This is a genomic window from Vibrio genomosp. F10 str. 9ZD137 (assembly GCF_049974785.1).
GTDB lineage: Bacteria > Pseudomonadota > Gammaproteobacteria > Enterobacterales > Vibrionaceae > Vibrio.
Genome location: NZ_JBNGCJ010000236.1, coordinates 1 through 15,016, shown reverse-complemented (window position 1 = coordinate 15,016; position 15,016 = coordinate 1). Strand labels below are relative to the sequence as shown.

Sequence of the window (15,016 nt, the reverse complement as noted above, 5' to 3'; positions counted from 1 at the left end):
TCAAGTTGCTGCAAAAATCAGCTCAAAAGATCAACACGCCCTAATATAGACGAAAGCATTCAAGTCACGTTGCATCTGTGTAAATAAAGGTAAATGATAACCATTAGCATTGATTGCGCTGTGATTCAGGACTATGATGTGGAAATCAAAGTCTAAGAGAGCCTTATATGAGCAAGCCTAGCCCTATCACATTAACCGTTACTCAAACCTCAACAATTACACCGAATATGCAGCGTATAACGCTTAGTGGCGAAGGATTAAGTAAGTACCCAACAGAGTGTGCTGGCGGCTACATCAAGCTTTTGTTCTCGCCACTAGGCACGACTGACTTAAGCCAACTGAATGACGGTGAGCGCCCAACCATGCGCACTTACACCATTCGTCAATACAACCCAGTAGAAAAGTGGATTGAAGTTGATTTCGTACGCCACATAACTACAGATCTGCAATGTGGCTTCGCTGCAAGATGGGCGATGAACGCAAGAGTGGGTGACACAGTTTCAGTGGCTGGCCCAGGTTTAATTCAGGGGCTTAACTTAGAGTCAGACTGGTTCTTCTTAGTTGCAGACATGACGTCCCTACCTGCGCTTTCTGCAAAACTGAAAACGCTTCCAGAAACATCAATGGGTCACGCTGTCATTCAGATCAACTCAGCAGCAGACAAGCAACAACTTGAAGCACCCAAAGGCATCAAAGTCACTTGGCTAGTTGAAGAAGATACCTCAGAATCCCTGTCACAAACCGTTCGCAACACAGAATGGTTAAACGGTCAGGTTTCAGTGTGGACTGCATGTGAATTTGAAAGCATGCGCGAGCTAAGACAGTACTTCCGAAACGAGAAGGAAGTAGCCAAAGAGAGCATCTACATCAGCAGTTACTGGAAGCGTGGGGTCACAGAAGATGGTCACAAGGTGTTGAAACAACAGGATGCTCAAGCTTTAGCAAGTTAAGCCTGTTACTACATACATCTTTTTCTAGATAAATAGAAAGCGATCTTAACGACATCACGATCGTTAAGGACGTTTTTCTTGTTTGACGTGTTGTGATAGTTATGTGTGATATTACCGGTAATAGTGTATCCCACTGACTCGCATCGCCATGTAACAGCCCGCAATAATAAAAACGACGCCGACACCGCGAGCCATGTGTTACTTTTCCTTTAAAAAGTAGATCCCCATCACTACACTTATGTAAATATAAGCAAAAATGCTAGGCATTGGCCGTTTGCTTGGTGCGTTTGCTATATTAATCACGGCTGCAGATAGTCATATCTGCTTCGTAATAGTAAGTATACAATGCGCCACCCAAAATATTTCAGCTCATGCCACCAGGATAACATGTCCGACAACGCCCTATATACCGACCTTTCAGGCTATTACGATTTAATGTGTGCAGACATCAACTACCAAGCTCAAAGCAACTGCATTCGCAGGCTACACCAACTTTTTGGTAACGATGGCAACACACACCTTGATTTGGCCTGTGGAACTGGTCCACATGTCCGTCATTTTATTGATTTCGGCTATCAAAGTAGTGGTCTTGATATTAATCAACCGATGCTTGATATAGCAACAGTTCGCTGTCCTGAGGCGCAATTTTCTTTGCAAGACATGAGTGCATTCAATGTAGTTGAACCACTGGATTTAATTACCTGTTTCTTATATTCCATCCACTACAGCGATGGGATTGGAAAATTAAGAGAATGCATCACAAGCGTACATCGCTCGTTAAAGTCTGGTGGGATTTTCTGCTTTAACGTGGTGGACAAAAACAAAATCGACAATAACTCATTTGTAAAGCACTCAGCGAAACAAGAAAACAATGTATTCACGTTCCGATCTGGCTGGAATTACTGCGGTCATGGTGATAAGCAGTCGCTAAAGCTCAGTATTGAAAAAGCAACCACTGAAGAAACCCAAATATGGAATGACGAGCATTCAATGGTTGCTTTCAGTTTTGATGAGTTGATAAAAATTCTTGAACCTTACTTCGAAGTCCATATCTTCGAGCATGATTATGAGAAAATAGTACCTTGGGATGAGGTCTCTGGAAACGCTATTTTAGCCTGTGTGAAGATTTAAACCCTGGTTTGTATCATTCAATGATTAGCGCACCTTGCATGATACAGCCACAAAACGTAAATTAATCAGTGAGCAGTGCCTACTCCCTACACTGAACCATTGTACCAGAGCCACTTAAGCCAATTCACACCGAAAATGCCAAACGTCGGGAACCATTCTTGAACAATTTGTTAGACGTTTACTTGTGCTTACTATTTACTCAAGAGATAGCTGTTACTAGAGATATAGCTATTTCCCGCCTACTAAATAACGCCATTTAAGCACATTTTTCACCGAATTATGGTCGCATTTTTTGGCAGCTAAATTCGAACAAAAAAGACAAGAAATTGTAGATTCGACAAATTTTCTGAGTTTTGATGTTGCATTAATGCTGCATTTCCAACCTTTAATTTAGAGCAGAAAACGCTCTAAATTTGAAAATGCAGCACTATGACGAACGAAGTATACACTCAAATAATCAGTATCACTTGTTCAAAACTGAGATTCACCTTAAAACAAAAAGTCATCTTCTTTCTCTTTCATACTGCTCCACTCAGCGATTAACTTGTATGCGACTTTAGCGCAGCGGTAATCAGCATCGTCTCTTTCAAGACCAGTGACATTCTGTTCAGTAAGTTTTAGGTATGCAGCCGTTAACTCGATATCACCCGCCTGTGCAAATCGAGTGACACTTTCTTCATAGCCGCTGTACTCATCAGATAAATCTTTATCAAAATAATCTGGTTCATGAACTCCAATTGGATCCCACTCTTCTAACAGTACCTTAGATACATACGTTTCAAATTCACTGTTCTGAATGCGTTTAGGCAAGCTATTGACCTTATCATTCAGCATATTCATGATTCCTCGGCTAACTAAGTTGCTTGGAGCTGGTTCACCAACAAAGCAGAAGTCTGTATTTTCTTGAATATTTTCAGAGAAGTCACTCCACGTAGGAAGGCCAACCAATGGGTATCCGTTCTTAGCGGCATTGAAATCTACACAAACGACTTTGTCACTTAAAGTCTGAGGAAACTGTGTTGGCTCTAATGTGTAGTGACCGATAACAACAGGTACTAGTGGAGCCTGATTATACTTCATAGAATCATTTGCTAGCGCAACTGCCGGTATGCACTCTCTCTGCGCTTTCGATACGACGGCAAGATCTTGATAATTACCTACTGAGTAGGAATTCTTCCACCAAGCTACACGAACCTGGTTACGTTCAATACCATTCTTATCTAAAAATGAACTTCCCTCTGGTAGCGTTACTTCTGGCCCTTTTAACAAAACTTCAATAAGTTGGTATAACTCATGTTCACGATTGAACGCATCAGACCAATGCTCTTCTTTTAACGAATTATCAACGTTTAGATAAGGGCGCAATCGCTGAATAGATTCACTATGCCAGCAAGCATGAATAGTCGCCATATCACCAAAGTTTAAGAACAATGGTAACGTTTTAAACCACTCAATCCATTTCTCATGTTCAGCGCTGTCTTCACCAACTTGTTTAATAAACAGTTGGTGTTGTTTGATGTTGCCAGTCTTAGTGCGGTCACGACAATAGCTACCATCGTCCTTTTGTAAAGCCCATCCAATCGCATTGAACTCATGATTACCAAGAAGGCAAAACGCTTTCTTTTCATCCACCCACTTTTTTACTTTATTAAGAAGTGAACGATGGTCAGCATCACTCTCTAACGAGTTATCAATGAGATCACCTACAAACACCAGCTTCGCAGACTCATCATCCCAACCGTAATGAGAGAGCAATTCATCGAGCTTATTGACTTGCCCGTGGACATCCCCAATAAACAACAATTCGTCTATTTCATTCCTATGGCGAAATTCTAAACCTTCTTCTATTTGGCGGCAGCGATCTTTAATTGTTGGCAACATACTCAATTTCCAGCATTCTAAATTAAACCCGCCGCCGGACATGCCACCATGATTAAAAGCCTCTACATGAATATCATGTTCCACATCACCATTAGTGAGAAGAGTCTCTACAAACTCGTCTAACCAACTTAGCTCCATAATTTTGTTGTTACGGCAACCACCATCAAAATTATATAAGCCATGTAATGCTTCTAGTTTCCCTGTATATCCATATACTCCTATCACGTATTCATTAAGTGAATTGATACGCCTATCTTCAAACTCTGACCTCAAAGAAGCCACTACATGCTTCTTAGTAAAGTTATGTACCCAAGTAAAAAGACCGTCGCTCGTTAGATTTATCTCTACCTCACTTATCTCTTCCTTTATTAGCTGCCATAAGGCCGAATTGCCACGTAATCCATACTGCTTTAGATCTGTAAATATTAGGTCGATGTGTTTTGGTTCAATTAGTGCCATTGTTGGTGCTTCCAAATCGAGTTTACAAGGGACGGTTCTTATAGGTTTAGGTGGAGGCTATAAAGATGAGTGCTCGTTAGTTTCCAATTGAGCCTCTAATCTAGCGATTCTCTGGATTGCTTGTAAGTGCAAAGCTTCTAATTCTCGCCGGTTATACTTATAAGTACCAAAAGGACGAGCATCACATTTAGCCGATTGCTTATCAGTTAGTCCTTTGCTTGAGCGTGAGGTTTTACCGTTAGAAAGTGAAGTTGTTTTTCGATAGCTAAGCCCTTGAACAGGCGTATTGATGTTCTTTGTAATTTGACCTCTGCTATTCAATGTTGCCGTTGCTAACCCTTTTTTACCTAAGGTACACGACACTCCTCGTTTTGAAATGTTGAAGCGCAGCCATCTGCCACCAAACGAGCGAAAAAAACGAAATGACATATATCTCTTCTCTTTTTAGTTATCTACTGATTTTTGAAGCTTGTTTCGGCAATACTGCTGACTTGAGATTAGGCCTTCTACTTCACCCACACCCACACAACCCATGTACGGTTCTACGCCCATAGACTTACGGCGAAGATTCACTTCCTTTTGGTATTCTTCACTCATCGGGTTAATACCTTTTTCGCGTTGCTTAATTTCTACATTACTGTCGTAGTGAAAGTCATACTCTTCAGGGAATAGCTGTACATGAAGCTGATTAATTGGATCAATAGTCTCTTCATAACGCTTGAGAATAGCTTTGTTGGCACTCTTTTTATTACTCATCGCTTACTCCTAGGAAAATAATCAAATTTATAGAACACTTAGATCCAAATGGTATCCTAGCTACAGCTTTGTAATGATTTCGTAAGCTTAAGAATTCTAATCAACAAGGGGACAATGACTCAGGCCAGATAACCCTGCATTTTCCATATACATCAATTTTAAATGGCACAACCCACAACTTTAACGACTCACTAAAGTCAAAGCTATGCTCAACCGGTTTTTCAAACTCATCATGAGCTGGGTAAATGAGGATTAAATCGCCCCCCTCTTTTGGTAGGTATTTATGACCATATGCAAACATCTGGTAAAAATCAGACTGAGATAACCCATAATTGTGTGCGTTCACATCGACCAACTTCCACTTGGTATCAAGCACGATTTGAACTTTGTCCGGCTTAGTGAAAATGAGATCTGGCTTTAACATGAACTGGGAGCGCTTGTTGTGTGAAACTAGGTACTCAGATCTTGCTTGCGTTGATAATTCAAACCCATCTGGAAGTGAATCACGAAGCACAGAGGCGACGTAACTCTCAAACACCGCTTCCATAGGAAAAAGCAGTGACAACGCCTCCGAATCACCTTTCATACTTAATGGAGAAAGACCATCTAGAATGATCTTGGACCATGCTAAAGGAGCTTGATAATAGCTCATACCCCGGTCCACTTTAATACGCATAAAATCCTGCTTTATTGAGGTACTAAAAGGAACATCTGCAAAAGTAAACTCTAGCTCTCTCAATAAACGTTGATTTTGCGCCGCTAAGGTTAGAGAGCTGAGTTTTCGGAGGGCTGTTCGAATAAGCCGATTCGCGGGCCGGTCTTGTAAAAACTCATCATACTCAACATAAAACTTGTGCTTATTAACAACGTTATGACGTAATTGCTTAGAGACTAACAACTTACCCTTCTGGTACGCTAGGTTATCTTGAACTGATACATAGTCACTTTTTAATCCACGTTTAACGAGATCATTGACTGCCGATAAAAACTGAGCGACAAAAACATCGAACAGGGGCATTTTGCGTGACTGAACGCTTGAGTTAGAAGGCGATATAAATCGAAAATCACCCAAGCGTTTTAACATTGCTAGCAATATTTCACGCGATTCATCCACTCCCTTTTCAATGGTTTCCGAACGCCGACCTACCTTAGGTAGTATCTCAATTTGCTCACCGCTCGGAGTACGTAATACACCTACATAACTCTTGACTTGAAGTACTTTTAATCCGTTACGAACACGAAGCTGTAAAAGCTGCGCTGTCTCTCTCGATTTAGTGCCAAGACAAAGCTGCTCCAAGTAGCAAAAGCTCTGTTGTGAGATAAGGGTAAAACCATATGCCTCTCCCTCCACTTCCGCACACAAGTAGCCATATTCAAAAACAGTTGCATGCATTATTGATTACTTACCGCGTCGCTATCGTTTACTTGGGTGTGAGTATCGGTTTCACCTGCGCTGTATACACCTAAGTACGAGTTAGGTGTACTCCATATTGCTGCTTCTGGCTTCGCAAGTGTATAACGGACTTGAGTTTGCCCGTATTGATCTAATTGATGGTTGCTACCAAACAGGCTATTCAGATCCGTATTTTTTAGCTCCACTCTTTTGACAAACTGTAAGTCTGGTTGATTGGTTTTCTGATTATCGGCCAACACTAAACGAATTTTCTCCCAATCTTCAAAAAAGTACTCTTCTAGTAGTGGGATAATCTTGTTTTTAAATACTAATTCTAGGGCTTCAAATGCCTGCTCTTCGCCCTGCTCTTCAAGTGTTTTCTTTACTGGCATAAAGAAAGCATGCCCAAGCATGTGCTCACGATCGTAAAGTATTTCGATACGCTGGTTTAAAACAATCAAAAGTCGCTCTAGATTGATGCCTTTCACATCGCAGCCTTCAAGTAACTCCGGTTTTGGCATCATTTCAACAAAATCAAAACGACGGCGTAATGCTGTGTCCATCATCGCTAACGAACGGTCAGCTGTGTTCATAGTACCGATAATGTCAACGTTGGCAGGTACACTAAATTCTTTTCCGCTATAAGTCAGCTTAATAGACATTGCATTGTCACAGCCTGAGCGCTTATCAAGCTCAATTAGTGAAATAAGTTCACCAAAGATTTTAGAGATATTTCCTCGATTAATTTCATCAATAAAAATTGCATATCGGTGGTTAGGGTCTTTTTCGGCACGTTGGCATAGCTTAAGGAATACCCCAGGAGAAACAGAATAACTAATGTTACCGTTCTCATCTGTCTCAGCCTTTATCCCCTCAATAAACTCTTCATAACCATAACTCTGATGGAACGTTGTCATGCTATAACGTCTATTCAACGGCTCGTCGTGAGGAGTATCGCTGATATATGTTTTTTCTATCTGTTGTAAATGATAAGTTTTACCCGTTCCAGGTGGCCCATAAAGAATTTGATTCATTGGCAATAAAAGCTCATTTGCTATGCTATCCATGCGTTCAACCTCTCCGCTTTCTGTTTTCAAAGATAGTTCCTCTTGCCCATAATCAGATGGCCAATAACCAAGTCGTTCAGTTGGATTATCCTCTGAGAACTCAGACATCATTTGCTCTAAGTCTTCCATCAACGCTAGTGTGAGATTTTCTCTTCGCTCACCAATAGCAATTTTAATATTTCTCTTTGAGAAGTTGATAATGGCGAAAGAGGCAGTCGCTTTGTCTTGAATCGGCTTCTCTTGACGGCCAATTTTAAGTTGATCACTCTTTGCTGTTGGGTAGATATCAAGTGACAACTCGTTAGCAAGTTCAGTTAACTTATGAAGGAGCTCAAGCTTCTCATTGTTCATTCCTTCAAGAATATCCAATGTTAAATGCTCTTTTAATTGCTCAATAATTTCATTTTTCGGCGGTTGATTTGAATACCACACATGATAGCTATAACTTGCAGCATCAACGTTGTCAGGCTTTTTGGACATTAATTCGCGATTTGCTTGAGCTACCGTAACTGTTGAGCTTCTACATGCCCGCTGGAAAACTGCTTCCTTAAAGATAGCAAGCACACTAGGTGCACTTTGGTCTTGATATAAAAACGCTGTCTTCCATTTGATCGTATTAGGTAGCGGTGACTGCTGTATAACATCGAGGTCGCCAGACTTTACAGCTACTATTACCTCAATTAGCTGAGATTTAATACGCTGAAACACCTCCTCTTCACTATTCCCAAGGTTCTTTTTCCAGCTATATTCCCCTCCATGGATGATATGACTGCGCTCACCTTTTGGTTCGTTTTTTCGGCGATAAATACCGAATTTACTAGAGTCTCCACCTTTAATTGAGCCCAAGTTTGTTGTGCCAAATTCAATCCAATAACTAAACGAATTATTGCCCCCTGGGTTGCTATATTCCTCAAGGGTCATTGTTTTCACTCGTTCAAATGGCCAAGCTTCTAAGAATTCATTCCATGTTGCTTGGCTAGCTTTTAGTTCTTCAATATCAATTTCAGTATTTGGCATATATAACTTTCTTTTCTAATTCGTTGTTAGTTGTATTTAAAGAAGTCTCAACTCTAGATTTCTAACACATATTTCGATTAGTGTTTAGATATCACTCACTAATGTCTTTGAGTGAGACGGAATACACATCAAAATCAGAGTACCAACAACACCTGTAAAGCTATTTAAAGCAATAACAATAACAAAAATCACTACGCCCATGCCCGTGTTCTCAGTGATATCTCTAGATCGTTTCCACATAGCCATAATGCTAAGAACGGTTACAGCAATACCCACTGGAAGCCATAGAAGCAAGATATCCTTATTAACAATAACGAGTGATATAAACGCGACAGCAAGTAATATTAGGCTAAACAAGGTAAACAGGTTGTAGGTTGTACGGGTGATCGTTGAATCTTTCCAAATCGATTTAATGGTGTTCATATTGAATCTCTTTTGTAAAATTTTTGAGCTATGAAAATGACTCTAATTAACTGCTTTTTTATATGCTCTAGCAGTTTCACTAAAATAAAAGTCTAGTTCGTCATTATGTGCACATTTGTCATGGTAGATCATGTAGGCTAGCTACATATCATAACCTCTGCCTTGTACAAAGAACCCACAAACTACTGCAAAAATCATCTCGAAAGATCAACAGGGCCTAGTGACGTTACTTCTTAGCTGGTGCGAACAATAGGTACAAACCAAACAGAACATTAAAAAGCATGACCATGCCATTTAGTGCTTCGTGTCCATACCACAAGGCGTAGAATGTTATAGATGATACAATCGCCCCAAATAGCATGGTAGAAACGTTACGTTCCCCGTTAATAGAATTACATCTCCATAGGACATTCAAACCAGAGAAAGCACTCATCGCAGCACCCATAACAACGATAGATAATACTTGTCCCTGCATTTCATTCATTATGTAAAGCGAGCCAAAAGCTACTATAAATCCATCTACAAAACGTAGGCCAAGGTGGGCAAGACGATTAATTTTAAGGTCTAATATTTTCATTATGTTTTTCTCTTACTTAATTTCACATTGAATGTGACAGGCTTGTTAAAACAGTGAGTTTAAATTATCTGATTATTTACAGTTGGCGATGGTAAAGCTGTATTGCCCAAGAAACTCTCCTTGAACTGTTGAGTATGTGTACTTGGTAGCCATACCAAAAGTCAGTCCTTTTAGCACATCCGGGTTAGTGCAAGCATTCTTTAGATCAATTGCGTACATCTCAGGGACAAAGGTCTTGATTTGTTCAATAGTGTTACCGTAATAGTCCTTATCAATAACCATCTTATAGTGAATGGTATTGCTGGCCATAAATACTGCCCCTACAGTTGTTATCTCATCAATCTTCATACCGTTAAGTGATGACAATTGTAGTGTTACTTCACGTGCGACATCCGCTTGCTCTCTGGGCGTTAAATTGTCCCAATCTGATGCAAAGGCAGTAATAGATGTAAAGGAAATTAGCCCAGCTATTAACAGCTTTTTCATATTAGTTCTCTTTAATAATCAAGAGTGTCCGTACTCATTGTTCAAGAGCTCCTAACTCTTATTGGTTATCTAACCCCGAATTAATACTTTATTTCCTACATCCCTGTTCAATTAGCATCCCCTATAACTCCATAGGCAGAATTTATTACTAGAGCCCGTTTGGATTATCTAGCGCTCGACAATTAGACTCTCACCCACGCAGGTAGATACACACCTTGAATGAATAGGAACCAAGCAATCCGCTCAGGGAATATTGCCATTCCTATTCCTGGTTCTCTAGGAATATGGTTTATTCCAAACTAGATATTCCTTTCAGTACATATCTAATAGGGCTTCGTTAGTGAGGCGATAATAAACTCGAAAGAAACTGATATGAGGTTTATAAGCTTGTGATAAAGACGTACGAAATTCGATAAATGGCTACGATTGGCTTAAGCTCATCATATAACGGAACATCAGACGTTTGATTAATGAATTATTAATGAACTGACGAAGAAGTGCGCACCAGGTTGGTATGCGCACTAAAGAGTGAACTTATCTAATTTGATAAGTTACATCGGTAGACCAAGATTCGCTGTTTTTAACAATCAACGTCTTTTCTAAAGAATCGAGTGCTGCCAGCTGAGGAACTACATCAGAATGGAAATTATGTTTAACGGTAGAGAACTTTGAGTTTTCTTCACGTAATTGCCAATAGCCAACACCTTGATCAAGCTTAAATACCAGCTCTTTACCTGATTCTAATTCCAGCGTTAGCAATCGTCTATGAGCGATATCAGAACGCTTGTCATGGCAGGTAACCTTAGGCTTTATAGAGACTTTATGTTCGATCCACTTTTCGTAAGCTTCAATAAACTCATCTTTATCTTGCCAGTCATGGTGCAGGTAATTTCCCATCGTTTGCTTTTCATGATAGAGCGTCTCAATGACCAGTGACGTGATTGATTTTGTTCCTTGGCAAATAAACCCTAACAGTTGAGTAATCATCAACATTGATGAAGGGCTTTGAATATAACGGTCGCTATATTTAACTGCCACTATCTCTTCATTAGATAAGAAGTTTCCTAGGTCAGAATTACTACCTAGGATTCCCTTCCAAAAGGCAGCGCCAAATGAACTCAGCTTGCCATTGAATTGGCTTACAATTTCAATCGTATCGGCTAAATTCGATGCTACGCCAACAGAAGTGGACTCTAGTACGACTTTAAACGTTTCACTTGTTTCTAATGGCTCTTGTTTAGTCAAAACCACAATGCCATTCGCAGTATGCCATTGCTGACCTGGCTCAGAATTTCCGCTTTCTGAACTTGCGATAGTCACTATATTTTCACCATTGTTCAATTGAGCAACAATTTGGGGCTTAGTTCGTTTGCCAATAGCAATTCGAGCACCAAGCGTTTGTAACGTCCACAAGTCTTCTTTCGTTTCCTCTGCAATGTCTTCATTAGGAATAACTATCGTTACATTTAATTCATCTGAAGTTAGATAGGTAATGATCGAACGTTTGAAATTAGGATGTGTAAGATCCCACTCCGATTCATCTTCACTTAGCCATACTGTTAGACCATTTGCACCATGGTTGATTTGGTTTCTGATTGCAGCTGATACCGACGTGGGTTGATAAACCGCCCCTACAAAAGGTCTTAACGCTTCTGGCACTTCATTGTGCAGAGTGAAATCGGTGCCTAACCAATCTCTAGCTAACTGTGTATCTATATTGTCGATGTCATAACGGGTATCAGACTCTAAAAGGCAGTCACTACAACCACTTTCACAGTGATCACAATTTAACCCTTCGACCATTTTATTCAGAATCGCCTGAATATATTGATTAGCTGAGCTAGAAAAGCCTGCTCCACCTGATATCGAATCATACAGCTGTATGACAAGCGCTGAGGTACTTCCTTCAATAATGGCCGGCCTAATCGCATAACCTATTTCCGAAGTTGAAATCCCTAACTGATTAGCCAATGCAGAGCGAAGAGAGATTGCTAACGTCGTCGCAATTACTCGTCCTTCGGTAGTATCATCAATATACTCATTTCTTTCAGGGTGCGTTAACACAAGCTCGAAGACGTCCGTTTTTGAATGACACCCAAGATGAATACCTTTCATTATCGTCGTAGAGCCATCACAGCTTACATTCCCATCCCCTTTCTTATCTTTTTTCACTACTTTTAGAGGTCGATGAGGCTCGCTAGGGTTGAGTAGCTTCGGATAATCACCATTTTTAGTGAGAGATTCAGCGCGCCCACACGCCATACAAAGAGCATACCCCTTGCCATGCTCTCCCGATGAATGGTTGAACACAGTACCATCAGCGGTGGAGGTCATATATCCCATTGCGCTATTAGGTAGATCGATATGATTGGCGTCGCCAGTCGATACCCATGCATCTTCAACTGGGATGTATTTTTGCATCGAAATATCATTTGAAGGCCCATGATAAAAGTCTGTTGCAAAACCTGTTGGCTGTAATACCTGCCTAATGTGCTTACCTTTTATCGGTGCGCCACACAAAGAGTTCGTACACTTCATATCTAAAGAAGAGGCTGACACCGTCTCTTCATAACCCGTTTGACCACAAGCATCACAACGCCACGCCATGTCAAATTTTTGCGCTTCATTGACACCCGAATCAGAGGCATTATGCCAATGCAGCGTCACGCCTCCAGAGCGGAACACGCGTCCATCTAATACAATTTCTGAACCTGGGGAGTATTCACGAATCGCAACAGCTAGGTTACGACTTGGTAAACCTCTAAATCGAGAAACGTTATCCTCACGCTCATTGCCTTTTTTCTCTTTTCTCTGCTTTTCTCGAATGAAGTCTTCAATATTATTATTATCAAAGTTCACCACATCCGTTGGGAAACCGTAACCTGGTAGAAATGCTTTTGAAGCAAGCTCTCTTAATAAGTACTCTTGCCCTAGTCTAACTTTTTCAATATTTAGGCGATAAGCGTAAGGGATATCACTATCAATGCCCTTCAACTCACTCGTAATATAGTTGTAATCAACAAACCATGTTTCTCTTAGCTTCTTGATAACCTCAGCGGCATTAGATCGTAAAATGCTAGGTTGAGTTCCCGCAAGCCCAGTCCCTCTAATCAAAGCCGATACGTCACTATCAAACAAAGCTCCATCGCTCTCTAGCCAAGTTAACAGCGCATCACAGATAGAACTTCCTTGTGGTAAGTAGAACCACTCCAAATTCAACGATGTTGTCTCCTTAGTCGTTGAGCCTATTTGAGTTTTCAAAAACAGAGACAGTAATAATGAATTGACATGACGCTGTATCAATCGCTGAGAGTTAAACGCCACATATGGTGCTGGAATTTGCGTGACAAACGGCCAATCTGGTTGCTGAAACACTTGTTGGTCATGTGGATTTCCTTTACACAAAGTGTAAGAAATTGCTCGTGACTCCTTGCTTCGGCCTGCACGCCCTGCTCGTTGCAAATAGTTTGCAGGATGGGGTGGTACGTTATTCATCACGACCGCACTAATACCGCCGATATCAACCCCCATCTCCATTGTGGTCGAACAGTTTAGAACGTTAATCTTCCCTAATTTAAATAACTTTTCGTACTCATTCAGGCGATCGGCACTTTGCTGCGCCGAGTGTTCAGCGGTTCGATAATACAGCCCGCCTTCTATTGCTCGGTCATTAATATCCGTCCACAAATTGTGTTCACGTAAATACTGAACCTTTGGGTCATCCGCTATAGTACTACGAATATGTTTTAAGCCTTTTTGGAAATCGAATTGCTTAGCATCGACTTCCCACACACAGGGAAAATCAACCTCAATACATTGGTACTGACTAATGTCTTCGACTTTACGAGGCAAGTATGGAGAGATGCCTTTGAACGTCGTGTCGATTAACTTGTTGGTAACGGGGCAAACAAACACTTTATCGATGAACGAGAAGGTGAATTTTTTACGATCCAGAGCAAATCGGTTGTTATCCGCTGACAAAATACGAGCATTAATGGTTAAGTCACGCCATACAGCGGTGAGCCATGCGTTAATGATGTCTCTACCCTTTGATGAGCTTGCATCAATCGTCGAAGTCGCGGTGAGCAGTTTAACCAACCGATTATGATTAGCACTGCGGATCTGCGGCCATTTTTTCACACGGCCTTCATTGGCTTCATCAGAATCAGGGTTACGCAGCGCTTTCGAGGCAAAACGGCTCCCCACCCATTTAAGCCAGCCACCTTCTTCGAGTCGCAAGTAGTTATTTTCTCGTACAAAGAAATCGAGTGACACTTTCACAAAATCTAACCAATCTTCTAGCGTGTAGCCGTAGTCTTCCCAATGTGCCGGACTGCTTTTGATCTTATCAAGACCAAAATAATTGACTTTAACCATGCCCTGAGTCTCTGAGTTATTTTGTCTTTTAGGGCGACGAGAAAACTCTCTAAAAAGCAGCATATCGGCAAGTTTGGTACTGCCGTCAAATGTCTTAAAGATTTCAGGAGAAAGATACTGGTTGTACTGGAACATCGCGCCATTGAAATCACTCATTTTGGCTAATTCGGTGACCATTTCATCCCATGGAATTTCCACGAGTTTGAGCGCAGCCCCACCACTGCTAAGGGCCTTTGCTTTTAGCTCTAGTAACTCGGCTGGGTCATTCATACCCATTGCGCGAAGTGTCGCTGCTTGAGCAAGTAAATCTTCGCTTGTGACGCCTTCTGCAGGTTGGTCATTACTGACAGGCTGATCAAGTTGCCTTTCACGTAATACCTCTACCACAGAACCACGTAACTTTGAGCGTTCGGCCTCTTGCTGCATACGAACCGATAAACGCGCTGTGCCCTGCCTGCTGTCGGTAAACGTGATCAAACGTCGGCCTCGTGCAGGTAGT

Annotated in this window: 11 protein-coding genes; 2 read left to right on the top strand and 9 right to left on the bottom strand. The window is 41.1% G+C overall.

Annotated features, from left to right (window positions below):
* Positions 1-167 precede the first annotated feature (167 nt).
* Both ACP45E_RS03530 and ACP45E_RS03525 read left to right on the top strand, forming a co-directional pair.
* Positions 168-950: a siderophore-interacting protein gene (locus tag ACP45E_RS03530; protein ID WP_017037095.1), complete on the top strand. Its 783-nt coding sequence runs from the start codon at positions 168-170 to the stop codon at positions 948-950.
* Between the two features lie 387 nt (positions 951-1,337).
* Entirely contained in the window at positions 1,338-2,081 is a 744-nt protein-coding gene (locus ACP45E_RS03525; RefSeq protein ID WP_017037096.1) for a class I SAM-dependent DNA methyltransferase, read from the top strand.
* 489 nt (positions 2,082-2,570) lie between these two features.
* On the opposite strand, the gene ACP45E_RS03520 is transcribed toward ACP45E_RS03525, so the two are convergent.
* From ACP45E_RS03520 to ACP45E_RS03480, 9 genes are all read right to left on the bottom strand, one after another.
* Positions 2,571-4,421 carry a metallophosphoesterase gene (locus tag ACP45E_RS03520; protein WP_017037097.1) on the bottom strand — a complete coding sequence of 617 codons (1,851 nt, stop codon included), beginning with the start codon at positions 4,419-4,421 and terminating at the stop codon, positions 2,571-2,573.
* A gap of 57 nt (positions 4,422-4,478) precedes the next feature.
* Complete coding sequence (locus ACP45E_RS03515) at positions 4,479-4,850, bottom strand: DUF4236 domain-containing protein (protein WP_017037098.1); 372 nt, start codon at positions 4,848-4,850, stop codon at positions 4,479-4,481.
* A 15-nt stretch (positions 4,851-4,865) separates the two neighbouring features.
* On the bottom strand, positions 4,866-5,177 hold the full coding sequence (locus ACP45E_RS03510; RefSeq protein ID WP_017037099.1) for a hypothetical protein: 312 nt from the start codon (positions 5,175-5,177) through the stop codon (positions 4,866-4,868).
* Positions 5,178-5,277: 100 nt separating this feature from the next.
* On the bottom strand, positions 5,278-6,570 hold the full coding sequence (locus tag ACP45E_RS03505; protein ID WP_017037100.1) for an McrC family protein: 1,293 nt from the start codon (positions 6,568-6,570) through the stop codon (positions 5,278-5,280).
* On the bottom strand, positions 6,570-8,654 hold the full coding sequence (locus ACP45E_RS03500) for an McrB family protein (protein ID WP_017037101.1): 2,085 nt from the start codon (positions 8,652-8,654) through the stop codon (positions 6,570-6,572). Before ACP45E_RS03500 ends, ACP45E_RS03505 begins: the two co-directional genes overlap by 1 nt.
* An 84-nt stretch (positions 8,655-8,738) precedes the next feature.
* Positions 8,739-9,077, bottom strand: coding sequence for a hypothetical protein (locus tag ACP45E_RS03495; protein ID WP_017037102.1), 339 nt, complete (start codon positions 9,075-9,077; stop codon positions 8,739-8,741).
* A 226-nt stretch (positions 9,078-9,303) separates the two neighbouring features.
* Positions 9,304-9,654, bottom strand: a complete 351-nt coding sequence (locus ACP45E_RS03490) for a hypothetical protein (protein WP_017034445.1) — start codon at positions 9,652-9,654, stop codon at positions 9,304-9,306.
* A 72-nt stretch (positions 9,655-9,726) separates the two neighbouring features.
* Positions 9,727-10,140: a hypothetical protein gene (locus tag ACP45E_RS03485; protein WP_017037103.1), complete on the bottom strand. Its 414-nt coding sequence runs from the start codon at positions 10,138-10,140 to the stop codon at positions 9,727-9,729.
* Between the two features lie 534 nt (positions 10,141-10,674).
* Positions 10,675-15,016 (bottom strand): DUF1998 domain-containing protein (locus tag ACP45E_RS03480; protein ID WP_069584701.1); only part of this gene is annotated, 4,342 nt, incomplete at its 5' end.

Bases quoted from the DNA above. Each gene is read 5' to 3' on its own strand.
- ACP45E_RS03515 (WP_017037098.1), bottom strand. From the start codon at position 4,850: ATGTCATTTCGTTTTTTTCGCTCGTTTGGTGGCAGATGGCTGCGCTTC.
- ACP45E_RS03495 (WP_017037102.1), bottom strand. From the start codon at position 9,077: ATGAACACCATTAAATCGATTTGGAAAGATTCAACGATCACCCGTACA.
- ACP45E_RS03520 (WP_017037097.1), bottom strand. From the start codon at position 4,421: ATGGCACTAATTGAACCAAAACACATCGACCTAATATTTACAGATCTA.
- ACP45E_RS03530 (WP_017037095.1), top strand. From the start codon at position 168: ATGAGCAAGCCTAGCCCTATCACATTAACCGTTACTCAAACCTCAACA.
- ACP45E_RS03505 (WP_017037100.1), bottom strand. From the start codon at position 6,570: ATGCATGCAACTGTTTTTGAATATGGCTACTTGTGTGCGGAAGTGGAG.
- ACP45E_RS03510 (WP_017037099.1), bottom strand. From the start codon at position 5,177: ATGAGTAATAAAAAGAGTGCCAACAAAGCTATTCTCAAGCGTTATGAA.
- ACP45E_RS03500 (WP_017037101.1), bottom strand. From the start codon at position 8,654: ATGCCAAATACTGAAATTGATATTGAAGAACTAAAAGCTAGCCAAGCA.
- ACP45E_RS03485 (WP_017037103.1), bottom strand. From the start codon at position 10,140: ATGAAAAAGCTGTTAATAGCTGGGCTAATTTCCTTTACATCTATTACT.
- ACP45E_RS03525 (WP_017037096.1), top strand. From the start codon at position 1,338: ATGTCCGACAACGCCCTATATACCGACCTTTCAGGCTATTACGATTTA.
- ACP45E_RS03490 (WP_017034445.1), bottom strand. From the start codon at position 9,654: ATGAAAATATTAGACCTTAAAATTAATCGTCTTGCCCACCTTGGCCTA.